Source organism: Calothrix sp. NIES-2100, assembly GCF_963875285.1.
In the GTDB taxonomy this organism is placed as follows: Bacteria; Cyanobacteriota; Cyanobacteriia; order Cyanobacteriales; family Nostocaceae; genus Aulosira.
Map to the genome: position 1 here is coordinate 4,325,891 of NZ_CAWNLA010000001.1, position 25,254 is coordinate 4,351,144.

Annotated in this window: 27 protein-coding genes and 1 pseudogene; 10 read left to right on the forward strand and 18 right to left on the reverse strand. The window is 40.9% G+C overall.

Going from position 1 to position 25,254, the window contains the following annotated elements; translation table 11 throughout:
- The first annotated feature begins 8 nt into the window (after positions 1-8).
- The 5 genes from AACU32_RS17605 to AACU32_RS17625 all read left to right on the forward strand — a co-directional run bounded on the left by AACU32_RS17605 (position 9) and on the right by AACU32_RS17625 (position 5,134).
- Complete coding sequence (locus AACU32_RS17605; RefSeq protein ID WP_096601704.1) at positions 9-365, forward strand: group I truncated hemoglobin; 357 nt, start codon at positions 9-11, stop codon at positions 363-365.
- Between the two features lie 343 nt (positions 366-708).
- On the forward strand, positions 709-1,599 hold the full coding sequence (gene nifH, locus AACU32_RS17610; protein ID WP_096601707.1) for a nitrogenase iron protein: 891 nt from the start codon (positions 709-711) through the stop codon (positions 1,597-1,599).
- Positions 1,600-1,750: 151 nt separating this feature from the next.
- The gene (nifD, locus tag AACU32_RS17615) at positions 1,751-3,133 is read left to right on the forward strand and encodes a nitrogenase molybdenum-iron protein alpha chain (protein ID WP_096601710.1); all 1,383 of its coding nucleotides are present in this window, start codon (positions 1,751-1,753) and stop codon (positions 3,131-3,133) included.
- A gap of 602 nt (positions 3,134-3,735) precedes the next feature.
- Positions 3,736-4,119: a hypothetical protein gene (locus tag AACU32_RS17620; RefSeq protein WP_096601713.1), complete on the forward strand. Its 384-nt coding sequence runs from the start codon at positions 3,736-3,738 to the stop codon at positions 4,117-4,119.
- A gap of 88 nt (positions 4,120-4,207) precedes the next feature.
- Positions 4,208-5,134 carry a hypothetical protein gene (locus AACU32_RS17625; RefSeq protein WP_096601716.1) on the forward strand — a complete coding sequence of 309 codons (927 nt, stop codon included), beginning with the start codon at positions 4,208-4,210 and terminating at the stop codon, positions 5,132-5,134.
- 72 nt (positions 5,135-5,206) lie between these two features.
- On the opposite strand, the gene AACU32_RS17630 is transcribed toward AACU32_RS17625, so the two are convergent.
- The 4 genes from AACU32_RS17630 to AACU32_RS17645 form a co-directional block, all read right to left on the reverse strand.
- A complete protein-coding gene (locus AACU32_RS17630; protein ID WP_096601719.1) occupies positions 5,207-5,422 on the reverse strand; it encodes a hypothetical protein in 216 nt (71 codons plus the stop codon).
- Between the two features lie 184 nt (positions 5,423-5,606).
- The gene (locus tag AACU32_RS17635) at positions 5,607-6,209 is read right to left on the reverse strand and encodes a hypothetical protein (protein WP_339378016.1); all 603 of its coding nucleotides are present in this window, start codon (positions 6,207-6,209) and stop codon (positions 5,607-5,609) included.
- A 246-nt stretch (positions 6,210-6,455) separates the two neighbouring features.
- Positions 6,456-7,034 (reverse strand): hypothetical protein, encoded by a 579-nt coding sequence (locus AACU32_RS17640; RefSeq protein ID WP_096601725.1) that lies wholly within the window; start codon positions 7,032-7,034, stop codon positions 6,456-6,458.
- A gap of 124 nt (positions 7,035-7,158) precedes the next feature.
- Positions 7,159-7,626: a nuclear transport factor 2 family protein gene (locus tag AACU32_RS17645; protein WP_096601728.1), complete on the reverse strand. Its 468-nt coding sequence runs from the start codon at positions 7,624-7,626 to the stop codon at positions 7,159-7,161.
- Positions 7,627-8,066: 440 nt separating this feature from the next.
- Here AACU32_RS17645 and AACU32_RS17650 point away from each other — a divergent pair, with 440 nt between their 5' ends.
- The gene (locus AACU32_RS17650) at positions 8,067-8,606 is read left to right on the forward strand and encodes a DUF2267 domain-containing protein (protein ID WP_096601731.1); all 540 of its coding nucleotides are present in this window, start codon (positions 8,067-8,069) and stop codon (positions 8,604-8,606) included.
- Positions 8,607-8,700: 94 nt separating this feature from the next.
- Here AACU32_RS17650 and AACU32_RS17655 read toward each other — a convergent pair whose 3' ends face one another.
- The 6 genes from AACU32_RS17655 to AACU32_RS17680 form a co-directional block, all read right to left on the reverse strand.
- Complete coding sequence (locus AACU32_RS17655) at positions 8,701-9,222, reverse strand: hypothetical protein (RefSeq protein WP_096601734.1); 522 nt, start codon at positions 9,220-9,222, stop codon at positions 8,701-8,703.
- A 241-nt stretch (positions 9,223-9,463) separates the two neighbouring features.
- Entirely contained in the window at positions 9,464-10,183 is a 720-nt protein-coding gene (locus AACU32_RS17660) for a dienelactone hydrolase family protein (RefSeq protein WP_096601737.1), read from the reverse strand.
- A gap of 598 nt (positions 10,184-10,781) precedes the next feature.
- Entirely contained in the window at positions 10,782-11,033 is a 252-nt protein-coding gene (locus tag AACU32_RS17665; RefSeq protein ID WP_339378018.1) for a hypothetical protein, read from the reverse strand.
- A 131-nt stretch (positions 11,034-11,164) separates the two neighbouring features.
- Positions 11,165-11,386, reverse strand: a complete 222-nt coding sequence (locus AACU32_RS17670) for a hypothetical protein (protein WP_096601740.1) — start codon at positions 11,384-11,386, stop codon at positions 11,165-11,167.
- A gap of 5 nt (positions 11,387-11,391) precedes the next feature.
- Entirely contained in the window at positions 11,392-12,144 is a 753-nt protein-coding gene (locus tag AACU32_RS17675; RefSeq protein WP_096601743.1) for a hypothetical protein, read from the reverse strand.
- A gap of 424 nt (positions 12,145-12,568) precedes the next feature.
- Positions 12,569-13,987, reverse strand: a complete 1,419-nt coding sequence (locus tag AACU32_RS17680; RefSeq protein WP_339378019.1) for a site-specific integrase — start codon at positions 13,985-13,987, stop codon at positions 12,569-12,571.
- A 104-nt stretch (positions 13,988-14,091) separates the two neighbouring features.
- On the opposite strand from AACU32_RS17680, the gene AACU32_RS17685 reads away from it, so the two are divergent.
- The 4 genes and pseudogenes from AACU32_RS17685 to AACU32_RS17700 form a co-directional block, all read left to right on the forward strand.
- Positions 14,092-14,250, forward strand: a complete 159-nt coding sequence (locus tag AACU32_RS17685; protein WP_339378020.1) for a nitrogenase molybdenum-iron protein subunit alpha — start codon at positions 14,092-14,094, stop codon at positions 14,248-14,250.
- Between the two features lie 226 nt (positions 14,251-14,476).
- Entirely contained in the window at positions 14,477-16,012 is a 1,536-nt protein-coding gene (gene nifK, locus AACU32_RS17690; RefSeq protein ID WP_096601746.1) for a nitrogenase molybdenum-iron protein subunit beta, read from the forward strand.
- A 93-nt stretch (positions 16,013-16,105) separates the two neighbouring features.
- Positions 16,106-16,438 (forward strand): Mo-dependent nitrogenase C-terminal domain-containing protein, encoded by a 333-nt coding sequence (locus tag AACU32_RS17695; RefSeq protein WP_096601749.1) that lies wholly within the window; start codon positions 16,106-16,108, stop codon positions 16,436-16,438.
- A 169-nt stretch (positions 16,439-16,607) separates the two neighbouring features.
- Positions 16,608-17,168 (forward strand): annotated as a pseudogene (locus AACU32_RS17700) (nitrogenase component 1); the annotation flags it as partial.
- A 78-nt stretch (positions 17,169-17,246) separates the two neighbouring features.
- Here AACU32_RS17700 and AACU32_RS17705 read toward each other — a convergent pair.
- The 8 genes from AACU32_RS17705 to AACU32_RS17740 form a co-directional block, all read right to left on the reverse strand.
- On the reverse strand, positions 17,247-18,383 hold the full coding sequence (locus AACU32_RS17705; protein WP_096601752.1) for a hypothetical protein: 1,137 nt from the start codon (positions 18,381-18,383) through the stop codon (positions 17,247-17,249).
- Positions 18,384-18,405: 22 nt separating this feature from the next.
- Positions 18,406-19,956 carry a cellulase family glycosylhydrolase gene (locus tag AACU32_RS17710; protein WP_096601755.1) on the reverse strand — a complete coding sequence of 517 codons (1,551 nt, stop codon included), beginning with the start codon at positions 19,954-19,956 and terminating at the stop codon, positions 18,406-18,408.
- 6 nt (positions 19,957-19,962) lie between these two features.
- On the reverse strand, positions 19,963-20,493 hold the full coding sequence (locus tag AACU32_RS17715) for a hypothetical protein (protein ID WP_339378021.1): 531 nt from the start codon (positions 20,491-20,493) through the stop codon (positions 19,963-19,965).
- 130 nt (positions 20,494-20,623) lie between these two features.
- Entirely contained in the window at positions 20,624-21,031 is a 408-nt protein-coding gene (locus AACU32_RS17720) for a hypothetical protein (RefSeq protein WP_096601761.1), read from the reverse strand.
- Positions 21,032-21,033: 2 nt separating this feature from the next.
- Positions 21,034-21,591, reverse strand: coding sequence for a hypothetical protein (locus AACU32_RS17725; RefSeq protein ID WP_096601764.1), 558 nt, complete (start codon positions 21,589-21,591; stop codon positions 21,034-21,036).
- Complete coding sequence (locus AACU32_RS17730) at positions 21,591-22,436, reverse strand: hypothetical protein (RefSeq protein WP_096601769.1); 846 nt, start codon at positions 22,434-22,436, stop codon at positions 21,591-21,593. The genes AACU32_RS17725 and AACU32_RS17730 overlap by 1 nt, the downstream gene beginning before the upstream one ends.
- Before the next feature lie 3 nt (positions 22,437-22,439).
- Positions 22,440-23,528 (reverse strand): tail fiber protein, encoded by a 1,089-nt coding sequence (locus tag AACU32_RS17735; protein ID WP_096601772.1) that lies wholly within the window; start codon positions 23,526-23,528, stop codon positions 22,440-22,442.
- A 21-nt stretch (positions 23,529-23,549) separates the two neighbouring features.
- Positions 23,550-25,247: a hypothetical protein gene (locus AACU32_RS17740; RefSeq protein ID WP_339378023.1), complete on the reverse strand. Its 1,698-nt coding sequence runs from the start codon at positions 25,245-25,247 to the stop codon at positions 23,550-23,552.
- Between the last annotated feature and the right edge of the window lie 7 nt (positions 25,248-25,254).

The window sequence follows — 25,254 nt, forward strand, 5'->3', positions numbered from 1 at the left end:
ATGAGGATATGAGCGCACTATACGACAAAATTGGCGGACAAGCAACTATCGAGAAAGTAGTTGCGGATTTGCACAAACGGATTCTAGCAGACAACAGTGTTAATACATTCTTCGCTAAAACAGATATGGCGAAGCAACGTGCGCACTTTGTTGCTTTCGTAGCTCAGTTACTCGAAGGGCCAAAGCAATATGCAGGTCGCCCAATGGACAAAACCCACACAGGGATGAATTTACAGCCCCAACACTTTGATGCTGTTGCTAAACACCTCAGCGATGCAATGGCTGCAAGTGGAGTTCCGGCTGCTGATGCTAGCGCTGCAATGGCTCGCGTCGCCAACTTGAAAGGCTCTATTGTGAACAAGTAACAGGACTTTGAGATTGATTGTTGACGAAGATATTCAGTCAACTCCTACCAGGTGTTTATCTCTGACTCACAAGTATTTGTAAAGTGCGTAATTACCTTTGTTAATAGTCATTTTCATGGCTATTAACAAAGAATAAAAGAAAAAAAATTTAATTTGAACGAGGAACATAGATGTCTTTACTACCGATAGTTTTTGCTGTGGAGCGCGCGCCCCCGGCTGATACTTAGTACCAACGCCAAAAGCGACGTTCTACACGAAACTCACTCCGAGCTCCAACGGGCGTGAGACCCAACAGACAAAAGCAAAAGACCCACCAACCAACCAATTGCAGGAAACACGAACCATGACTGACGAAAATATTAGACAGATAGCCTTCTACGGTAAAGGCGGTATCGGTAAGTCCACCACTTCCCAAAATACCATCGCCGCTATGGCAGAAATGGGTCAGCGCGTTTTGATTGTGGGTTGCGACCCTAAAGCTGACTCCACCCGTTTGATGCTCCACAGTAAAGCTCAAACCACCGTGCTGCACTTAGCAGCAGAACGCGGTGCTGTAGAAGACCTAGAACTCGAAGAAGTAATGCTCACCGGCTTCCGTGATGTTCGTTGCGTGGAGTCTGGTGGTCCAGAACCAGGTGTAGGTTGCGCCGGTCGTGGTATCATCACCGCCATTAACTTCTTGGAAGAAAATGGTGCTTACCAAGACCTAGATTTCGTATCTTACGACGTGTTGGGTGACGTTGTGTGCGGTGGTTTTGCTATGCCTATCCGTGAAGGTAAGGCACAAGAAATCTACATCGTTACCTCTGGTGAAATGATGGCGATGTATGCTGCTAACAACATCGCTCGCGGTATTCTCAAGTACGCTCACTCTGGTGGTGTGCGCTTGGGTGGTTTGATTTGTAACAGCCGTAAAGTTGACCGGGAAATCGAACTAATCGAAACCTTGGCTGAACGCTTGAACACCCAAATGATTCACTTCGTACCTCGCGACAACATCGTTCAACACGCAGAATTGCGTCGGATGACTGTTAACGAGTATGCACCTGACAGCGCTCAAGGTAATGAATACCGTGCATTAGCTAAGAAGATCATCAACAACACCAATCTCACCATTCCTACACCAATGGAAATGGATGATCTCGAAGCATTATTGATCGAGTACGGTATCCTTGATGACGATACCAAGCACGCAGACATCATTGGTAAACCAGCAGGAGCTTCTGCTAAATAAACTATGTTTTAGGAAAAGGGAACACTTGCATCAATTCCCTTTTACCTTTGATCTAATTTTTATCCCCCACGGGGACTTAGAGTCCCCAACCCCATAGGGGAAATCCCCTTCCCTAACTATCCCGGTTCCTTAGGAGCAAGAGAGACTAAAGATGACTCCTCCAGAAAATCAAAACATCATTGAAGAAAGAAAAGAACTAATTAAAGAAGTTCTTAATGCCTATCCCGAAAAAGCAGCGAAAAAACGGGAAAAGCACTTAAACGTATACGAAGAAGGTAAGTCCGACTGCGGCGTTAAGTCTAACATTAAATCCCTTCCTGGTGTAATGACCGCCCGTGGTTGTGCTTATGCAGGTTCTAAGGGTGTGGTTTGGGGTCCGATTAAGGACATGATCCACATTAGCCACGGGCCTGTAGGTTGCGGTTACTGGTCTTGGTCTGGTCGTCGTAACTACTACATTGGTACAACTGGTGTTGACACCTTTGGTACCATGCACTTCACCTCCGACTTCCAAGAAAGAGACATCGTTTTCGGTGGTGACAAAAAACTCTTCAAGCTGATTCAAGAACTCGAAGTTCTATTCCCCCTCAGCCGTGGTGTTTCCATTCAATCTGAATGTCCCATCGGTTTGATTGGGGATGACATCGAAGCAGTTGCTAAGAAAGCAGCTAAAGAAATTAACAAGCCTGTTGTACCTGTACGTTGCGAAGGCTTCCGTGGTGTATCTCAGTCCTTGGGTCACCACATTGCTAACGACATGATTCGTGACTGGGTATTCCCCAGAGCAGATCAAGCCAAGAAAGATGGCACACTCAAGTTTGACTCTACTCCTTATGATGTAGCCATCATTGGTGACTACAACATCGGTGGTGATGCTTGGGCTAGCCGCATCCTCTTAGAAGAAATCGGCTTGCGCGTAGTCGCTCAGTGGTCTGGTGACGGTACTATCAACGAAATGTTGATGACCCCCAATGTGAAGATGAACCTCATCCACTGCTATCGGTCGATGAACTACATCAGCCGTCACATGGAAGAGAAGTATGGTATCCCCTGGTTGGAATACAACTTCTTCGGCCCCACCAAGATTGCTGAATCCTTACGGGAAATTGCTTCTAAATTTGACTCGAAGATCCAAGAAAACGCTGAGAAGGTTATTGCTAAGTATCAGCCAACAATGGATGCGATCGTTAAGAAGTATCGCCCCCGTTTGGAAGGTAAAACCGTCGCTATGATGGTTGGTGGTTTGCGTCCTCGCCACGTTGTACCCGCTTTCCAAGATTTGGGTATGAAGATGATTGGTACAGGTTATGAGTTCGCTCATAATGACGATTACAAACGTACCACTCACTACATCGAAAACGGCACCATCGTTTATGACGACGTTACCGCTTACGAATTTGAAGAGTTTGTTAAAGCACTCAAGCCAGATTTGATTGCTTCTGGTGTGAAAGAGAAGTATGTCTTCCAAAAGATGGGTCTTCCTTTCCGTCAAATGCACTCTTGGGATTACTCCGAACCTAGCAATTGTCCTTAGAACTCGCGATGCAACCAGGTTTTTTTTGCGGCAGGAGAAAATAGACTGTTTTTCTAGCCTAAATGCAAGTTGTAGGGTTATCGACTAACAATCTTTTCTGATGCTTTAAACAATATAACTCTTATTCTGTCTGGTTTTGAGAATTTGCTTGCATGAGTCTTAAATTAAAATTGTTAAATAAAAAACCATTTTAAATGACATTTTTTAGATTAATTTCTGAAATATTTTTTGTTTCACGCAAAGGCGCAAAGAAGTTCGCAAAAATTAAGGCTTTTGCAAAGGGTCAATTGTTTGAGGTGAGATAATGCGATGGGGAATGCAATCGGCAAAAGCAAGCAGGAATTATCCATCTGGGCTATCTCAAACCTAAACTAACTTTATAAAGGCTCGGTTTAGTGACAGCAAGCAACCTGAAACTCAGCAGTTAGATCATTGCTTCCATGCGCTATAACCACATAATCTGCCAAAACTGACTAAGGTGAACGAATTTTATATTGCCATCCAACCACTTATTGTGTTAAAAATAACAATAATACACTTAAAGAGTAAGGTATAATCACAACCAATACTCTTGTTCACAATCTAAGAAATCTACCCAAACTATGCTTTTAGAAACTTTAGCAACCAAGGCTGTGGAGTATTTTGCACTGCAAGTTTCAGGTGGAGCTTTGCAAAAGTTAGGGGCGGATGCGAAAGACTACCTTCAAAAGTTAGTGGGTGTCATATACACTCACTTCGCTGGTAGAAAAGAAATTCAGCAAGCTACACAAAATCTAGGAGTATTGAAAGAAGCAATCATAGCAGAGGCTCCGACAAATATCACTTTTCGTGAAGAACTAGAAGATGTCGTTAGTAAACTGCTCGAGATTGAGGGAAATCAAAATAGTGGAACTGTTAATCAGATTTCTACTGGTTCTGGCTCAAATATTAACGCTCCACAAAATACAGGATATATAGCAGGAGGAGATCAGTACTTTCGGGGCTGAAGAGCTTCACTTACATTTCTCTTCAAATTCTCAATCATCTCCAACAGAGCTTCCTCAATACTTAAGATTAAAGTCATTTTGGAGGAAGATGTGGAACTATATAACAACTTTACTATTCTTTTTTGTAGTATTTTTTGTATGGTTTTTTCTTGGATTCACCGCGAGTCATGCTTTTCCTATAGACCTTATTCAATCTCTCACCAACTATTTATTTAGTGGATTTCAGGCATACCAATGGCAGTTAAATAAGGCAGTAGATCACTCTCTTAACTCAATCTGGCAAGAAGTTAGAGCAAAACTTCATCATACTCCTACCTCTGAGTCAGTAATTGCTACGGCAGATAAGAGAGAAGCTAGTCAACTAAACCAACTTGACTCAGAGTATTGGCTACTTCTGAGAGCTATTGAGTTACTTACAGTAGGTGTGAATACCACTGACAGGGATTTAGTTGATTGGAAGTTAACTGAATTAGACGAACAAAGAGATTTTATTCTTGATAGGTTAAATCCTCTTAAAAGAAAACATTATGGCTTATTAAATAAAATTCAAGATACTTGGCATTCGTGCTACGCAATTTTTACTTTTGAAGCAATTAGGCGAGAAAAAAGTTTCAAAAGAATTGAGAAAATTTTAACTGATTTGCTTATTACCTATATAAATCAAGAGCCTTCCAAAGAAAATATAGAGGAAATGCTGGAAGTCTTGGACGAAAAAATGGCAAAAAATCCCAGGCTCAAAACTTTGTTTCAAACATCACGTCTACTGAATTGGGTTTACTCATGTATTGGAAACTTGAGTATGGATGTTAACGAAGACCCTATTTATAAAGATTATCCGGTTAGAGCTAAACGTGGAAGGTATTGTTACCATCTCCCTAATGGTTGCAGCCATTACCCTCGTGTAGAAAAGCCTGAACATCAAGCAAAAATTTTGTTTTTTAAAACTATTAAAGAAGCCGAAGCGCAAAATTTAGATTTATGTGGAACTTGTAAAAGGATTATTAGCAGTGAATAAGCTGAGGTTAACTTGTCTATTCAATAAGCACAATCAAGTCATTTCTAATCTGCACTGTATCCAACAAATATTTCATGGCTCATCCTGAACATCGATGATTGATTCATCGCCTTGACGAATCGCACGTCCATAAGCGAGTACTTCTTCAAACGCCGGCTCATCTTTGAAAGAACCTGTAATTTGTTGCAGCCAATTTGTTGGTTGAGAAACTGCTACTTGTTGTTGTAACTCCGTCACTGCCGCTTCTACAGCTGCAAGACGTTCTTCCAGAGAAGTATTGGTTGACATTTGAGGTTCTCCCTAAGAGCATAACACCTATCTGAAGAATAACGAGTCAAGGTCAAGGGTGACAAGTTTCTTGATTACGGAGTTTGGAACATCAGAAGCAATCTAGAGCGATACGGTAAGCAACCAAGAGCGCACCTCACAAAGATGATAGAATTGCCTTGATGAGGGATGCGATCGCAATAGGCTAAATTTGGCTGGTGCTTAACAGATCAGCATAGGCTGTCGCTGTATCCTTCATATATTGGTATTCTTCTTTAATTTTTTTGTACTGATTATCAATAGCCAAGCCTTTATCGGGAAGCAAATTCGGGTCATATCCTGCAATTTGTCTGCCAATCAACATTTCTCTGATAAAGCCAACGTACACTTGTTGTAATTCTTCAGCTTTATCTAGCAAATTCTCAATTTGAAATAATGCTCTTTCATAAATTCCCTGTTGATTTGTATAAAATTCTGACGTAGCTACTAAGTCCAGCAATTCGTTTATTTTGTGCCACTGCTTTCTTAAATTTAAAATCTCTGGCTCAACAAATTGAATATGCTCCTTCATCAAAAAGGCTATTTCTTGGGCTGCTTGGAGGTTGACTCTGCTTTGAGTATGTGTTTTTTCTAAAGCTGGAATACGGATAGATTCCAGATTATGCCAGGAATAAATATACTCAATTCCATCTCGCGTCAGCTTGGGAAAAACGACTCGGATTCTCCGATTATCATTAACATCAAAAAAAATACCTAAGTTACCTAAAGGTAAGTTTGGGTAACGTGTATTTGCTCCATCAACTTCCACTACCAAGTTACTTCTGATTTTCTCTATCTTTTGATTGGGATATAATAAAAAACAATATCCTGCGCCTAAAAGGATGATTAGAAAGATTATAGTAAATTCCACGCTTGTGACCATTATAGCCAGTTTTACGCTTGAGAAAATTCCTCTTCAGATATGGATGCGATCGCATGACAGAGATTGTGTGTGAGATGCACAAGAAATAGACTGTTGTAGAGACCGCTCTTGAACATACTGAAGAGTTGGGGTTTAATCTGGGAAAGCTAAACCAGTCCGAGGATCGCGGATATACAGCCCTAGTGTCAGACTACGGATCGCTTCATCCCAAACGGGTGTTAATTGTTCTGCTTGATCCGCCCAATAATCGAATGTAATCAAGCATTGAACATTTGACCCCAAAGCTATGCAAGTCCGCGAAAAAGCGTCCCGTGGCTCTGCTTGGTTGTCGATAAACTTAATTTCTGTCCAGACAATTTTGGCGGTTTGGCGCTTGACGGTAATAATTTCACCCCTTTCAATGATGTTGCGGCTGTCTTCGTCCATCACTTTTTTCAAGGTGGATTTGAGGGGAAACAGGCTCCAGTCGTTCGGTGGGAGTTGATTGAAAGATACTTCTAAACAGCAATCATCATCGGGCGGTTTTTTGTCCATGAACTTGAATGATTTTTCCTGTGGCTCAAAAACCCAATTTTGGGGTACATTGAAGCGAACAGCCCCACGATTAGCCACAAAAATTTTGTAGCCTGATGGCGATTCCCAGCGATGGTCAGGTTTTAGTTCAAGCGTTTCTTTAATCCACTGGAGATTGCTTTTCTTACGCTTTGCCATAGTGAGTTTGCAAATCTGCTAAAGACCGCGATCGCTTAAATTGGGTTGTAAGCGATCGCCTATTTTGTTCATACTATCAAATTCTACCTAGGAGAGTACCTAGCAGATGAGGCGACACAACTTTTTACTTACCCGTCAAAACGCTGGTTTCACCTGTAAACCACACGCCATTAATGATTAAATGATTAATCACCCAGCGATCGCCATCACGCACTAGACTGACATCGTACTGACTTTTCATCAGGCAATGTCTGCTATGGTCATCTGGTGGAAGATGTTGAGCTTCCGCAATCACATATAGTTTTGCTGTATCGCCATTTATCTTGATGCGTGGATTAGATATTGCGTGGGTTGTGTCAAGTAGAAAAACTGTGTTTTTAAAGAGTTCCACAATCACATCAAGCCCTTGAAAAACTGGATAATTCAGCCCCCAAAGTTTATTACTTGAGGTTGCGTCAACAATAGCAGCCGGTGCAAATGCAGAGGCAAATAACTCTTCATCAGCTAAGTCGATTCCCGCGCCAAAGCGATATATTGCATCGGCTATCTCCAATCTGTCGCGAACCTCTAGCGCTACTTGTGCAGCATCCATTGTTTTTCTCCTCCTAACTCTATCTATTTGTTGATTATTAAGAAGATATGATTGATAATCTCTGCGCTTTTGTTACAGGGATGCTCAGAAATTATTCTGAATTCGGTATGTGCTGTTGTTCTCCAATTCTGGTAGTTTATGGAATGGTTAAAGATCATTTAGATACTCAATAAAACGTTATGCTTACTTTTTTTACCAATATTTTGTTAATAATCCTGATATTTAAGAATTAAATAAGATTTCAGGGATTTGCTCTGATTTCATCTCTACATAACAATCCTGTAAGCATTGATACAAGCAGCCTGAAAATTATCCAGGAGATTTATTACTTTTGGATAGATGACATCTCGAACTTCTGGATGACACTAAGGGTTTTTGATTTGTGCGACCTTACATAGGTAAGCAGAAAGACTCAAGATTAACAAGCAAAATAAAGAACAATGCCCGATCAAACATTTAGACAAAACATTCCCGAAGTTGACCCAACAGAGATTGAAGATTCTCGAACTGCGATCGCTGACGAAAATCGCTCTTTCCTAGAAAAAGTCATGGTGGGAAGCGGATTCGCAGATTTGTATGACGCTAGAGACTTTAGTGAAGTCGTATTTCGCGTCATGCGCGACTTAATGACAACAGAAGCGAGCGATCGCGTCGAGTCAGAACTGCATCAAGAGGCTGTAACTACAGATGAAAAAGCACTCCAAATGGAAGTGGCTGAACTCTGGAAAGACACCAATCCAATTGTGAGATTTTTAAGTCGAGTACGTAAACCTTTGACAGGCCCAGCTCCCATTGGTATTGATTCCAATCTCTTTCTCACTAGAGTTGCTAATGAAGGCGGACTCCCAGGAACAGTAGACCGAGATCAAGCGATTCAAGCAGTGTTTTCTGCAACCAAAGACGAACTTTCCCAAGAACGGATTCAAGAAATTGCTGGTTGGCTCCCCGATCGTATTCGTGAGCTTTGGGAACAAGCTTAATTAGGCGACTTGGGGCATTAGAAATAGGGCATTGGGCATTGGGAATTGGCTACTATTGCTCATGCCCCATATTCTATTCCATACCTTTTATCAACTATGATTTGTATGGAGTATATTGATAGACAGTGTGTTTAATAACATTTGCTTTGCGCTTATAAATCCAAGGTTTAATCATAGTTTCTCTTTGGGTATTACATTCGTACTTATCGCCTAAAAACTCTGCCTGATATAAGCTTTTGCTGCCTTTATTATCAACAACAACATTGTCTATTCCATCTAGCTGAGAGTAAATTGTTAGGCTCTTGTCACAATGAATTGCCACATCATATGTAGCGCCCTGAAATTTAATAGGTTTAGCTTTTAGGTTATGCCAGCAGCTAAACTTTCTGCCATCACTCGTTTCTACAATTGTTTTTGTAGTTATTTTCTCATACTCCATCTTTTTTATATTGCTTTCTGGGCAAGCTACAACAGATATGTTAAAGCAAAAAGCTAGAAATGTACCAAGTCCTACATGGGCATAGAAGTACGAACGTTTACTAATTTTAAAAAGAGAAATTGGTGCAGCAAAAACTTGGTTAAACTTTTTCAAGTATGTATTTAGATTATTACTCATTACTGTATCTTCCTTAGCAAGGGTTTAAACCCAAAAAATAAGTCTAAAATTATAGTCCAGGATGAAAATATACATCAGCTAAAAAGGCAGTTACGGAAATCTTGGCGGGAATTTTGTTTTCATTCAATGAATTAGCAACGCCCGAAATTGCGTCAAGTGGAGATTTTGGGATTGGCGATCGCTTTCATTTTGATAATTTAGTAGCCAGCACTTGATTGCTGGCTACTAAATTTTTTACCCATCAACTCTCCCGCAGATGTTTATCAAAGAACTGTGTCAACTCACGCCAAGCATCTTCAGCGGCTAAAGGGTTGTACTCAGAACGCTCATTACAGAAAAACCCATGATCCGCATCAGGATAAACTTTCAAGGTGTATTCTTTGCCGAGTTCTTGGAAACGGGACTCGATTTGTTTAACGCGATCGCTGGGAATAAATGGATCAGTACCACCAAAGAACAAGTAAACTGGCACTGTAATATTTTCCATCGCTACAATCCACTCATCCAGAACCATACCGTAGAAAGGCGCTGCCGCCGCAATTCCTGGAGATAAATAACAGGCGGTGAAAAAAGTCAACCCACCACCTAAGCAAAAGCCAGTCACACCCACTTTATCTCGATACACATCGGCTCGTGATTTTACATAAACCAACGCCGCCCGAATATCTTCCTCCATCGGCTTACCAAAATCGAGGCGGAACATCATCGCCCGCGCTTGCTCAACTTCATCGTAACCAAACTTGTTATTTGGCAACTCACGATAATATAAATCTGGTGCGAGAACCACATAACCTTCCTGGGCAATTCTTGCGGCTACATCGCGAATGTGCGATGTTAAACCAAATGCTTCCATCAGTAAGATGACAGCAGGCTGACGTTTACCCTCAGCATGAGTATACAACCAAGCCGGCATTTGTCCGTCGGGAGTGGGAATCATCACCTCTGTCTGTTCGATTTGCACGTTATTACCTCCGCCGCTACGAGAACAGTTAGGGAATGTATTTATTCTGACTGTTTTCTACACAGATGAGCGATCGCTCCAATGCATCAAAGGCATATAGGACTTACGCACAAAACCTCTCAAACTCTTATTCCTCTGTGAACTCTGCGTTCTCTGCGGTTCATTTTGACCTTACCTTTGCGTAAGTCCTGGCATAATGTAGATTGCTATCTAACCTAACTATTCCCAGTCTTCGTACTTCAAGCCATCTATACGGCTAAATTCGCGGGTGTTGTGGGTGACAAGGGTGAGGTCATTTGCTAACCAGAATCCAATACCCCTATGATATCGGATTATATTCACTATAATCCCGTGCGGTATCAGCTTTGTGAATCACCCCAACAATAGGCTTTTTCTAGTATTCATCGTTTTATGCAGCAGAAGATTTATCCCTTAGATTGGGGTAGCGGGGGTGAGATTCAGCTTATGACGGATATTTGGGATGTTTGAGATGATGGTGCGTTGCGCTTGGCGACAACACAGCCTACGCAAGAAGTGCGATCGGTACTTGGACTGAATAGATGATCGCACTTAAAACTCAGCGTCAGGATATTACAGTTTATGAAAAAATTGAATCAAATATACCTCCATCTAAAATTCCGTCATCGTTCCAGTCTCTATCGAAGACATCCATTGCGTTATCCAGTCGAGCATCGAAGAATTCGCTAGGTGTAGCCACATTCGATCCGCGAGATAAGTTTTCATGGGGATCTTCTAGAAAAACATTATCAATTTCGTCGGCTAAGTCTGGATATTCACTCTGGGGATAAATATGAGAGATATGCTTGTGATGCATAAACTCTCGAATCATATCTGACCCTTGTGCTTTAACCTCCCAGGGAATAAGATTATCATACGCAAGTTCAGGATCAAGACCATATACTGTAAATCGAGAACTAAGATAATCCTTCAAGTCTTGAGGTAAAGAATAATAGCTAGACATTACTTCTTAGCCTTTTTTTTAAGCCAAAGTTTGAGGAAAAACCAGAGAATTACTTCACCTATGAGAAGAGGTAAGATGCTCTGCAACGTCCAAGAGATAATTGCAAATACTATGGTTGAAGCAATAGCAATAATTCGACGATTTCTCGCACCGCGTTGAAAGTCATCCCAACGATTATCTTCCAAAGTATTCAAGGAATTTTTACGAATAATTGAACTCATAACTCTTAGTAAATTGAATGATGAGGAGCTTTGTATGGAATTGCCACAATAGATTTACTAGAGCCGTTACTCCAGAATTCTACAGGTAGCTGCTGACCTGAATCACAAATAATCATTCCTAATGTCTGCCTCTTGGGTAACATATCAGCCTCAAATCCACTACCATTTGTGCAGAATAAACCATTGGCAGGAGACGCTGAATCGCTTTGTTGAGGCATCAATGATAGATAAGCTACATACCCATCTGCAAACTGAATCCCAAAGTAAGTACATGGAACAGCTGTCTGTGGATGAGGTAGGAGCATTAGCAATCTGCGTACGGCATCACCTCGATGTCGTTTGCGATGGTACAGATATGATCTTGGATCGTTCACCCACTCTAATCCTAGTTCCTTTAGCTGTTGACCATCTAAATCTTGTAGAGCATCGCTGACCTTTCCCGCAATCATACCAGCAGCAAATCCACCAAGGGCATCCCCTAATTGAAAGCCGTCTCCCAAACCCATAAAAGTAGTTAATAAGCCTACTCCTAAACGCCATGCAGCAGCTTCAGCTTTCTTCTTTTCCTGATGATCAGAAATAATCTTTTGTACAATGTACTCTTCATTGACTGTTGCATAACCAATTAATTGTGAAAGTAAGGCTCCATGCCGATTAATGACAGGTAGCGTTCCGTACACAGTTGATTGGCCGAGAATAGGGAATAATTTACGAATCTTATCTTGAGAATAAGTTGAATCTTGAACGTATTGCGCCATAAGAAGCAAGTCAACAAGGTAATACCCAATACTAAGCTTCTAGTTGTGCTGATCATCAACCGTATTTTTGCCCAAAAACGATGAAAATTGATTGAATTTAAAAAATCTATAGAACTCCTATTTGATTTTTGAAATATACGTAGGGTGGGCAATGCCCACCGTATCCGGGTTTTGTAAGGCATTGCCCTACCTACAGATACTTAGATTTTTTCAATAATCAAACCGGATTGCTATAAACATAAAAATGATTAGTGTTGTATAAATGCGCTATGAATTCAGTTTTTTGACCAAGACTAACGATTGATTTTTCGCGCCTTTGGGCTTTTGCACGAAACAAAATTCATCTCATCAATCAGCAATGCTAAATGATTTATACTACTCTAGTTAATGAGAGTCGTAAACGATTACGTAGTCTACTTGATTTTTAACTACGCTTATAAACTAACTCCATCTTCAACTTCTCAATCTCCAACTTCAACTTCTCATTCTCCATCCGCAACTTCGCATTTTCCTCCCTAATCAACTCCACTTCATCCCTCTTACTCAAAGCCTGATTAATCGCTAACTTCCGCATATCCAGCGAAAACCAACGCTGATAAGTATGCGTATGAACTTGCACACTATGCCCCAAATTATCCGCCGCCGCTTTAATTGGTATCCCCAAAATATGCGCCCGAATTGCCCAAGCATGACGTAAATCGTAAGGCTTAAAATCTAAGCCAATTTTCCGAAACCACCAACTAACTCTTTGTGTTAAAGCTGTTATTTCCGCATGATTATTCTTATCTTTTTTACTAATCGCTGTTGCCAACATCTCTAAATACTTCGGATTTCTTAAATCAAATTCTTCAATCCATTCTTTATGTAAAGGTAATGCTTGCCTTTCTCCTGTTTTACACTCTTTATGCACTTTCCATGTAAAGTCTACATTCTCTTGGCTTAACCACCAATCAATATCAGGATTAATAAATAATTCTCGTGGACGTAAACCAAAAACTGCTAACATTCCATAAGTCCAGCGCCAAAGCTGCCAGCTATCTTTAACATCTTGATTTACTTGATTACCTCTGTTATGCAAATAATCTTCAAACTTAGTAATTCCTGTGGCTATTTCAGCATCGGTTGGGATGTTACGGGAATTATTTTCCGGCATTTTGGAATATTTAGATAAATCAATTTCGATTTTGAAGGTCTGACAAAATGCAGATATAGCTCTGGCTGCATTATATCTAGCCCATTCTTTATCGATTTGTTCAATTGAACTTATTAAATTTTCCGCAGTTGCGATATCTTGGGAATTAGTAAATCTTTGGGTTCTTGAAAAATAATAAAAAAATGTATGTTCGCTTTTGGTAGTGCGTTTATGAGTTTTAAAATACTCATCTTCAAACTTTGCGAGTAATTCTCCTATGGTTGTAAAGTCCTTTTTAATCGCTTCAGTGCCTAAATATTTATCATTCCATTCAAATGTTTTCCGAGCAATTAACTTTCCTAACTCGTATGCTTCTTCTTCCGCCGTTTTGAGTCCATCTAAGTTGGCGGGAATATTCAAGCTGATATTATACTGCTTTCTCCCAGTGCCGTTTTTGTCTGTATCCCCCGGTTTAATTGGTAACGTCGCCCGTAATTGCAGACTTCCATTAGATTCCCGAATTGTCACCTTTGCCTTTGCAGACTTCAAACGCAGATTAACTTTCTCTAACTCTTGCAGTACTTTTGTTCTCATGTGTTCTCTTTGCTGCTGTGCTTGCAGACTTGAGCCGAAAAAACTGCCATCGGTAGACGCAACTGGCTCCAAGTCAGCAAAAGCTTGTTGATATTCGTCTTGACCCTGGTTATGCATCGCGGTATTCTTAGCCTAGATTTAGCCTAAAAATAAATGTGTTCTTAGCGAACAATGTTTAGCACAGACATTGATTGCGGCGAACATTAGGCTACTGAGAGCTATTGAACCATAAAAAGGATTACTCCGGTCCTTATCACGGTTATGACGGTTTTGCCATCTTCGCTCGCGACATGGATTTGGCACTCAACAGCCCAACCTGGGGTCTAATTGGCGCTCCTTGGAGCAAAAACGCTAAAGCTAAAGCTAAAGCTACAGTTTAGGGTAATGGAATCGAGAGATTAGTAGGGGCCTGGGGCTACAACCCCAGGGGGGATTTGGGAATCCAAGATTCAAAATTAAAATTCAAAGTTGTCAATTTTGTGTTTTGCATTTTGAGTTTTGAATAATATTCCCGTTCCCCACCCTCAACTCTCATTACCTACCCCCGCTAGAAATCCTCATCTTTGACCAGTCAGTCACGAATTCAGTCAGCTTGGAGATCCAGAAATGCCTCAGAATCCAGAGAATATTCAAGATCACGTACAACTATTTCACCAACCCGAATACCAACAATTATTCCAAAACAAGAGAGAGTTTGAAAACGGTCACGACCCTGAAGAAGTAAAACGGGTTGCAGAATGGACAAAGAGTTGGGATTATCGTGAAAAGAACTTCGCTCGTGAAGCTTTGACCGTTAACCCAGCTAAAGGTTGCCAACCTTTAGGCGCTATGTTCGCTGCTGTTGGTTTTGAAGGTACTTTACCTTTCGTTCAAGGTTCTCAAGGTTGCGTTGCTTACTTCCGTACCCACTTAACCCGTCACTACAAAGAACCATTCTCTGGTGTGTCTTCTTCCATGACTGAAGACGCAGCGGTGTTCGGTGGTCTGCAAAACATGATTGATGGCTTGGCAAACTCTTACCAGCTTTACAAGCCCAAAATGATTGCAGTTTGCACCACCTGTATGGCTGAAGTTATCGGTGACGACTTAGGTGCGTTTATCACCAACTCCAAGAACGCAGGTTCAGTTCCTCAAGATTTCCCAGTACCCTTTGCTCACACTCCTAGCTTTGTTGGTTCCCACATCACTGGCTACGACAACATGATGAAAGGGATTCTGACTACCTTAACCGCAGGTAAGAAGAAATCTACCAGCAATGGCAAAATCAACTTCATCTCTGGTTTTGACACCTATGTTGGCAACATCCGGGAAGTAAAACGCATTGCTTCTCTGTTCGGTATCGACTACACCATTCTGTCTGATAACAGCGACTACTTGGATGCACCTAACACAGGTGAATTCGATATGTACCCAGGTGGTACTAAGTTAGAAGAAGCAGCTGATGCAATTAATGCTAAAGCTACAGTAGTTATGCAAGCTCACTCTACTCCTAAGACCCGTGAGTACATCGCTAAAGAATGGCAGCAAGATGTTGTAGTTTCTCGTCCTTGGGGTATTAAAGCTACTGATGAGTTCTTGCTCAAACTCAGCGAACTGAGTGGTAAACCCATTCCTGAAGAACTAGAAATCGAACGCGGTCGTGCAGTTGACGCAATGACTGACTCCCATTCATGGGTTCACGGTAAGCGCTTCGCTATCTACGGCGACCCTGATTTGGTTTACAGCGTTGTTGGCTTCATGCTGGAATTGGGTGCTGAACCTGTACATATTGTGGTTCACAACTCCAATGAAGTATTTGAAAAAGAACTTCAAGCATTGCTAGATTCTAGCCCCTTCGGTAAGGACGCAAAAATCTGGGCCGGAAAAGATTTGTGGCACTTACGTTCTCTGTTGTTCACCGAACCAGTTGACCTGTTAATCGGTAACTCCTACGGTAAGTACCTATGGCGCGATTGCAAGGTACCTTTAGTAAGAATTGGCTATCCCATCATGGATCGTCACCACCTGCACCGCTACAGCACCATTGGTTACCAAGGTGTAATTAACCTCCTCAACTGGGTTGTTAATACAATCTTCGAGGACATCGATCAACGCACCAACATTCCTTCTAAGACCGATATTTCTTACGACTTAGTTCGGTAGAAATTACAGTCACTCGCGGCATATTTAAAAAGTAAAAAGTAACAAGAAATATCTTTTACTTTTTACTTTTTCCTTGTACCTGAGGTATTGATTATGGCAAGTATCACTCACCATCACTCCCACCCTCATCCTCATTACCATCCACCTAACTATAAACGCTCTGGTTCTTTTGATATCCTTAAGCCTTTGCGTCATCTGGTAGATGGTATTACAGTAAAGAATGCTCGCCTTGCCCATTTAATTTGTCGAGTAATACCTTGCTGTTGCCCCTTTGAGCGCAATATCAATTTATTTGGGCAGACTTACCATATTCCAGCACTTTGCAAATTTAATCCTTTATATGACGAGTTCGTCATGTTGCGTTTTCGTGCTTTATCTTTTCTGAGCGATGAATGTGGTGAGGATGTGACGAAATATATTTGTTAAACCTGAGACATTAATCAATACCCATTACCTATTACCATTCAATTATTAGTCATTAGTCATTAGTCATTAGTCATTAGTTATTAGTTATTAATTATTCAAAGTACAAAGGACAACTGATAACTAACAACTGACAAAACATTAATACCTGCCATCCAGCAAGAGAAGAGAGATGAAAATCACCCAAGGCAAAATCAACGAGCTGCTTAGTGAGACAGGATGCGAACATAATCAGCATAAACAGAGCGAAAAGAAAAATAAATCTTGTACCCAACAGGCACAACCAGGAGCAGCTCAAGGGGGTTGTGCTTTTGATGGGGCGATGATTGCTCTAGTACCCATTACGGATGCTGCTCATTTAGTCCACGGACCGATCGCCTGCGCTGGTAATTCCTGGGGGAGCCGTGGTAGTCTCTCTTCCGGCCCCATGCTCTACAAAACAGGCTTTACCACTGACTTGAGCGAAAATGATGTGATCTTTGGTGGCGAGAAAAAACTCTACAAAGCCATCCTAGAAATACATAAACGCTACAATCCAGCAGCGATATTTGTCTACGCTACCTGCGTAACTGCTTTGATTGGTGATGATATTGATGCTGTCTGCAAAACTGCTGCTGAAAAACTCGGAACTCCCGTGATTCCGGTGATTGCTCCCGGATTTATTGGTAGTAAAAACTTGGGTAACCGCTTTGGCGGTGAAGCTTTGCTGGAATATGTAGTTGGTACATCAGAACATGTACACTTAGTACAACACCCATGACAAAAGACCCCTACTCCGTGAAGTAAGGGTCTTAGTTGTCCGTGTTGCTAATTATTCAATGTAGAGCCTGAAGCATCTTATATTGCTACCATTCACTGCCGTGGCTCTGAGTTGGAATCCACCTCCCAGGAATTCATTAGCAGTAGGTAGATTAGTAGATGTTGACCCTGTGTAGGAAACACTATCAGTAAGGTTGTTAATTTGGTAACTGATAGTACTGCCCGCACGAGGACAGTAGATGTAGAAATCAAGAAGTTTTTGGACTGCAAACGTTGCGCCAGTGATGGCAGTAACGTTTTGTGTAGTACCATCTTTTGTGGTGAATTGCCACTCAGAATCTCCTCTGATTGCTGAATATTGAAATCCTGCAAAGTTACCGTCTGGAGTATCTGTGGATGTTACATAACCATCAAAAAATCCTTTATTATCTGTAGAAGGATTTCTAGAATACATTCCTAAGAAGATTCTGGTGCTGGGGTAGCTGACATCTGGTAAGTATATTCTTGTGAAGTAAAAGAAACCACCAAACCCATTAGAACTAGAACCTCTGCAATATATTCTGCTATTTGTAGAAAGATTACAGAAATAGTTTGTGGTGTTAGGGGTAACAAAAGTATTTGTATAACTAGCTGCCGCTAGGTTGAACATGAAAGGCACAGAGTCATCAGAAGGGGTAATGTGACTGATAGACCCAACCCGTGTTGCAAACTGCCCGTAAGTGCCAATAGAAGATGTACCATCAACAGGATGAAAAATTACTACAGGGTTACGAGCCAATCCTGTTTGAGCAATAAATTCCCTACTATCTGGAGTCTGCCAAATTGGGAATACCCTGCCCGCAATACTGGTTGAATATTCCAGAACATTACCAGCACTAGGGGCACTAGGTTTACTTCCTGAAGCTGCTATATTCTGGGTAGAAATAGTCTTTTGACCAGTAATTGTTTGATTAGTATTTGTGGTGACCAGGTTAGATACGTTGATGCTATCTAATTTTGTTTTATCAGCAGCAGACATTGACCCAGGAACAGAGCCTGTAGCTGGTACTCCAGCCATTAACTCATTAGGGGTCATTTTGCGGTTCCCGGTAGTACCTTCACTTACATCAATGATAGGGAATACATCGGCAGCACGGTCGAGTGAAGCACCAGTTAAAGCAGTCTCTTGTGTAACTTTTTGGTTAGCCATGAATTTTGTTTAAAAGTTTGAATTATGAATATCTTTCGCGGACTACGTAATCTCCGTTCTCTCTCAAGACGAATGAACCGTCTTCTCTGAGTACAATCTCATCTATAAGGAAATCAGCATTTTCTCTAAATAAATAACCACCATCTTCTCTTAAGATGAAATCTCCATCTTCCCTTAATAAACTTTGGTAGATAAGTTCTGATGCTTCTCTTAATAAAGTGGAATCATCTTCTCTTAAGATATAAGAACCATCTTCCCGTAAAATAACAAACTCATTAATTGGGAAGGGAGCATTAATTGATGGTACATAAAGGTTAGCGATCGCCTGCGAGAGTTTGTAGATAGTGTTGCTGGTTAAGGGCTTACTAAATCCAACAATTGTATGGAGGTTACCAAAATAGTTACTACCACCTACGGTTAAACTACTCTTGTATAGGTTTGCATCCCAATATCTAAGCCAGTTCCAAAAATCTTCACCGTTATGTCGCCCACCATTACTAGGTCTTAGGTTAGTGGGTTTAGTACCATCTACAGGGGTGATACAATAACCGCCCTGAATGTTTTTATTATCGATGACGTAAGTTTGTGTAAGACCTCGACCCGCCCCGCTATCTCCGTGCCACTCCCAATATAAAGCCCCGATTCTTTTTTCTTTAGTGACCGCATAGGTGGCTTGTGTTGCCCTTTCTGTGGAGTTGCCTGCGTTATCAGAACCAAATTCACCTAAGAATATACAAAGGTCTAGGTCGTGTACCCGTGTGATGTAGTTTCTGAGCTTTTCAGTATATTGATCTTGAGTACTGGATGTGTCTGCATCCCAGCCCCACGTTTCATATACGTGAATCCCAAAAAGTATATTATTGTAATTAACTACGGGAGCAAACGGGTTGTTAGGGTCGCGGAATGATAGAAGATTTCTTCCTCTACTAAGGATTGCTGATGAACCAGTTGAGACTGGGTTGGCGTTGTAGTTTACACCTTCCTGTCCAAAGAACAATCCGTTGCATACAATAATATTATTAAATCCAGTATCTCTAATGGATTTGATTAATACTTGGTACATCCTAGCCCAGGCATCAAGCTGACTAGCAGGACTCATACCTCCTGGTTCGTTTAATGGTTCAAGCCATACAAGGGGATTATTTTTATATAAATTGGCGTAATATGCCCCAATATCAGCAACTTGTTGTAGTGTAGGGTTAGATGTTTCGGTTAACATGTACCCTGCATTCTGACCATTTACGGCGTGGCAATACTCAAGAATACATACAATACCTTCACTAGTTATTGCCTCAACAGCATTAGCAATAGATTCTGGTCGTGTATCACCAGTAAACGTTGTGTTTAATGGATTACAACACACGCGAATGGTATTAATTCCCCAAGCCTTAGCATAAACAATTGAGTCTTCAACATAAGGCCCGATGACTCTTGTCTGACCGTTTATAGTAACAGTACCAGCCCGCTGGTTTGTTTTGCCATATCTGTAAGCAAGAAAGTTAAATCCTCTGGGGATGAATTCAGAACCATCTGGGGCAAATATTCGTTTACCAACAATATTAAATGTGGACATATTTTATTAACTGCTAGCTACTAGCGTTCCATCTAGATAAACTTTTTTCCCGGTTGCCCCTGAAGTAACCGCCCACACTCTTTTAGTATTTAATGGAAAGTTAATAGATGGATTATCGTAGTTAAGTACATTATCAAACTGTGTTGCCCTGAATGTATTTTGGTCGGCATAACCGAGGATAATATTCTCGTTTGGCAAATTATTAGTAGTTTGAATAAACCAATTTGATGTAGTGATATTTGGTGTATTCTCCCGTACTATTATTGTGGATTCCTGGGCTTGCAACCACGAGCTATTTAAAACTAAAGAATCATTTGAGAATTGGATTCCTTCGGGGTTAAATATACCATCTACTATTATCTTTGGCTGTTTTGTTATATCTTCTTGGAAAGAATGTCTTGCGCGTCTACTTTGGTCGTAGAATCCTACAAGATAACCATCATTTGAGCCTACAAACTGTATTAGACTATCTACATTTAGTAAATCCTTGTTAGTAAACGGGATATCTACCACAACATTATCCCGTCTTACTTTCATGCAAGGGCCCCTATAGGAAGAAACAAGCCGAACTATGGAATAAACAAATTCTAAGTTCGGGAAGCTATCTAACAGTAGGTAATTACTAAAGTTTTGTCTATTTAAACCAAGCCCTAATTGCATGATCAGATTACCCCTTGTAGGCTATAACTTTGCCAGCACTTAATGCAAAGTTAGAAATATCCCCATATAAAACAAAACCCGCTGGTAGTTCTACGTTGATTGCTGGGAATGTTGTACTAGCACAGGTAAGGGTGCTAAAGGTAGCAGCCTCTATTACTTGAATAGCAACCCAAGTGCCTGGTTGTGGAAGAGTACTTGTAATTAAAGCGTGACCTTTCTTACCAAGAGAAACTTCAGTAAGGGTTTTAATATTGCTTTGGGTTTCCTCTGTTGACGCTCCAAACGGTAGGGGAAGGTTATCGTTGATGATTGTGTTGTTCTGCTCGGTAATGTATGGATCATCAACAGTACCAGAGCCAGTTGCCTTCATGTAAATGGTTCTACCGAAGACATCTTTAATTGGAATATTCGCCATAATTAGGAAGCCCTTAACCAAATAGTAGGAGCAGTTGTTGCCACAGCAATTGAACTTGTGGAAGCTGTGCTAGGGTAAGCCCCATAACTTAATGTGGCTCTTAAACAAGTATTAAAGCTAGTTGAAACTGATGTAGTCCCAAAAACATAACCAGCAACAGAAGCAGATGTTCCACTAGCATTAAAAACAGCAGAACCTCCGCTTTGCATAAAAGCAAGGGCATACCACCCAGGAGAAAGAGTGACGCTGATAGTTGCTTCTTTAGAACCAGTAGAATCTATTGCTACATCACCTGCATCAACAATTAATGAAGTAGGTGTATTGCCAGAAAGATTATAAATAGCTAATCTTCCCGTGTTGCCTGCTGAGGCTGCTGTAGTGACGTTTACACAAAGCCTGTCAAAACTAGCAGTTACAGGGATATAGTAAAATACATAATAAACAGACCCAGTATTTATAGTACCAGTAGTAGGTGCGCCACCATAATGATTTATGTAGTATCTCCCAGCCACAAAGCCTGGGTGAGACCCAGGAATACTAGGTGCAAAACTTCCGCTCATTATGCATACCTCACATTTATAATTGCATCAGAAGCAGAACCAGCAGTGTAGGTTAATGCGGTGGTGCTGAATCCAAAGGTAATGCCAGTAGTAAAACTTACTCCTGCTCCACCAAGAAGGTCTTGACCTAATACTAGAAATCCGCCACTTCCATAAACAGGATAGCTCCTGATAGGAGTACCAGAAGGGGCAGAAGTACTATCAAATAATTGAAGATATCTAATACTTCCGTTTAGATTCGTGCAGGTAATATTATATAAAGTTCCAGCAGAGTTCTTAATGTTTGCTCCAGCAGATGTACCTATAGCACTATATACACTAATGCCACTTGAAGGCATTAATCTATCTCTTATTGCTTGTACATCTGATTGAGAAGCTGCATTAGTGGGAAGAGGTAATGTGGATGCACTAATAGCTTGAGTAGACGGGAAGTTACTAACTTGAATAGAGGTGTTACTAAATGCTACTGTTCCTGATATTGGTTGAGTAGATGGGAAGTTACTAACTTGAATAGAGGTGTTGCTAAATGCTACTGTTCCTGATATTGGTTGAGTAACTCCAGATCCATCAACAGGAATTCTGTTGCTAACTAAGTTTGGTAGTTTAGTGGATAATACTCGCTTAATCAAAGAGATGATGCTAAAACTCCCAGTATCAGAAGTAGCAGCCGAATCACCTGCTGAACCAAGGTCTGTATCAATATTATTTAATTTATCTATTTGAGTTAGCTGGTTAGTGGCACTAGCATCTCCACCACCTCCAGGGCCACTAGATGCAGCATTACCATTAGCATCTACTAGAAATACGGCTTCGGCGTAATCACCATTCGTTAAAGATTTTCTCATTATTTAGCTTTTAATTATAAAATTCAGCACAATAAACGGAGGCATATTTTCATGTGAACCATTGCCGCCTTGAGTATTAGTAGTAATTCCTGTACTTGCAGCAGATAAAGCTAGTCCTGTGCCACTCCGAGCAATGGAAATATTAGTGCCAGAAGTTAAGGCATCAAAATCATTAGTTACAATGAACTGATTACCACCATTACTATCAGCAACGTAGTTACCAGTACCATCATTTCTGTTAACCCGTATCTTATGACTATGACCTGGGTCAATTACCCCGTGAATGTGTCCTGGGTCACTAATAGCATGGATGTGCCCTGGGTCATTAACCCCGTGATTATGTGAGGGTATTTGAGAAACGTTTAAAATAACTGTTTCTTGACCCCCAGTTTGCCCAACAGTTCTGTTAGTTAATCCTGTACCTTGACCAGCACCTACACCTACTCTTCCTCTGCGATCAGGTACTCTGAAGGTAGTGGTTCCATTCCCCCCATAATTTGCACCTATAGCAGCGTATAAGGCGGGATAACTATTAATTTGATATTCTGTACCATCACACAATAACCAGCCCGTAGGAGCCAAATTACCAGCGTATTCAACCATCATTCCTGTAGGAACTACTTGAGTAATTGGAATGGTGGCAGGGGTGATTCTATCAACTAATTTATCTCGTAGGTCTGTGATGTTGCCACTTAATGCTCCACTAGCTGTTGTAACTCTTGCTAAAGGAAAAGATTCATTAGGCAACACACTAGACTGCTGAACAGTACCATTACTTCCTACATAAATATAAACATTTGAATTGTCGGGCAAGTTAATGGAACCAGCGGAAATTGTAACAATATTACCGCTGCTAAGTAAGATAGAACCACCCAAATAACTAAAGGTTAATCCTGAAGAGTGACTAACCTTTAATCTGTCGTAGAAATTGTAGAATCGGGATTTAATTTGGTCATTACCATCATCAAGATAATTGTCATTTATCTTTGGCCCGTGACCTATATAATCCTGACCGTCTGGTATAGGATAAGCTATTTGGTTTGCATCTTCAGCATAAAAGATGTCACCATCTTGGAAAAGTTGGCGGGTCATAATTGTTTATTCACAGATTAATTAAAAAGCACTCAGAGCCACCCTACGCCACGTATTTGTAGAGACACAAACATACCAGTAGTTAGGGGAGATTTTTATATCTCCGAGATTGCCAGTAGCTGAAGAAGCAAAATCAGCAACTAAGTTTGTAGTGAAACTATTGCAATTTAGATTACCATTAACACTTGTGTTGCTGTTTAAGGTAATCTTCCCCGTGTTGCGTGCTATTGAAAGGGAGTAATCTAGATAATTACCAGCGTCGTCATGCCTTGTGATCGCAAAATCACTACCGACATTAGAGCCAGATTCAGCGTCTTGGCTTTTGAAAAACTCCCAACGAGTTAAACCAGAACTGTTAGAGAATCTTACACAAGAGCGCGAATTTGAGTTTGCCCGAATATCTAAACCAGGATTGTAAACATCACCAGAGTTAGCAATGATAGTTTTGAAGTTTGCTGTCTGATTGAATGTTGCACCCCCACTAAATACAGGAATACCATAGAAGGTGGGTGAAGTATTCTTAGCATAAAAACTAAGAATATTCTGAACGTGCTGACAAGTGGCTACTCTTGTTGTGTTATCAAATGGATCTGAAGGTGTTGTGGATTTTGGCGCACCAGTAAATTCAGGACTAGCTAAAGGAGCAAGAGCAGAAGTTAAAGCTCTCACCCAAGATGTATTAGCTATTCGTGACGAATTATCCCCAGCAGAAGGGGTAACAACATTCACGCCTCTGGATGCACGGTTGATTGTCATGCACCAACCAATGTAATTACCGGAATCATCATAGGAGTTGATGACAAAATTAGAACCAGCATTACTCCCTGATTCAGACTCCTCTGACTTCAATACCTCCCAACGTTTTGAGCCTGTGTTGTTGCTGAAACGAACAACAGACCGATAACCATTAGCTGTTTGGATATCCAAACCAGCAAAAGCCGCACCAGGGTCATTAGTATTGGGAGGTCTGACTCGAAGTGTGTTGTTAAAGTTGGCGACACCGTTGAAGCTAGGAGAATTAACGTTAGCCTTTAAATTTAAATCACTGGATACAGATTCTATTTTTGTATAAACAGCATTTTGTGATGTGGCTAATCCAGAACCATTCCAGCTAGAACCGTAAGGTTCAGCAGAACCCAAAATTAAATTACCATCCGGTTCTATTGGCAATAATTGCCAATAGGCACTATTAGTAGGGAGAATTCCTACAATTGGTGAGGTACTTCTGCAAATATATACTCGATTGAGATAATTTACTAAATCCCGATACTTATAGGTAGTTAGGGAGTTAAAATCTCCACGAGGGAAAGGCCCGCCAATGTTTGCGCTTAGGCTTGGATCATTGGCAATAATTTGAGCAATACGTAGGCACCCAGTATCCAGAACATCATTCACCATCCCAGTAGGGACTAGAGTTCCAAATTGGATGGGGGTCGCGTTGGGAACTAAAGCGTAGAAATCTAACAACGCAGGCTCGATTAATTCTCCATCTCCATCTGTCTTGAAGAATTCAAACCTGTAAGTAATTTTCTTAGTCTCTGATTCCCGTAGAGTTATATCTACAACACCGTTGGTGATGGTAAATAGTTTTGGCTCAACAACATTAATTGAGTCGGGGTCAGGACTAATATCAGTCATTGTCCCACTCAAAGTAACCCTTAACTTACCTGTTATGGGTGTATCCCCTGAATCGAGGATTGTTCCTAATATTTGAGGCATTTTAAAA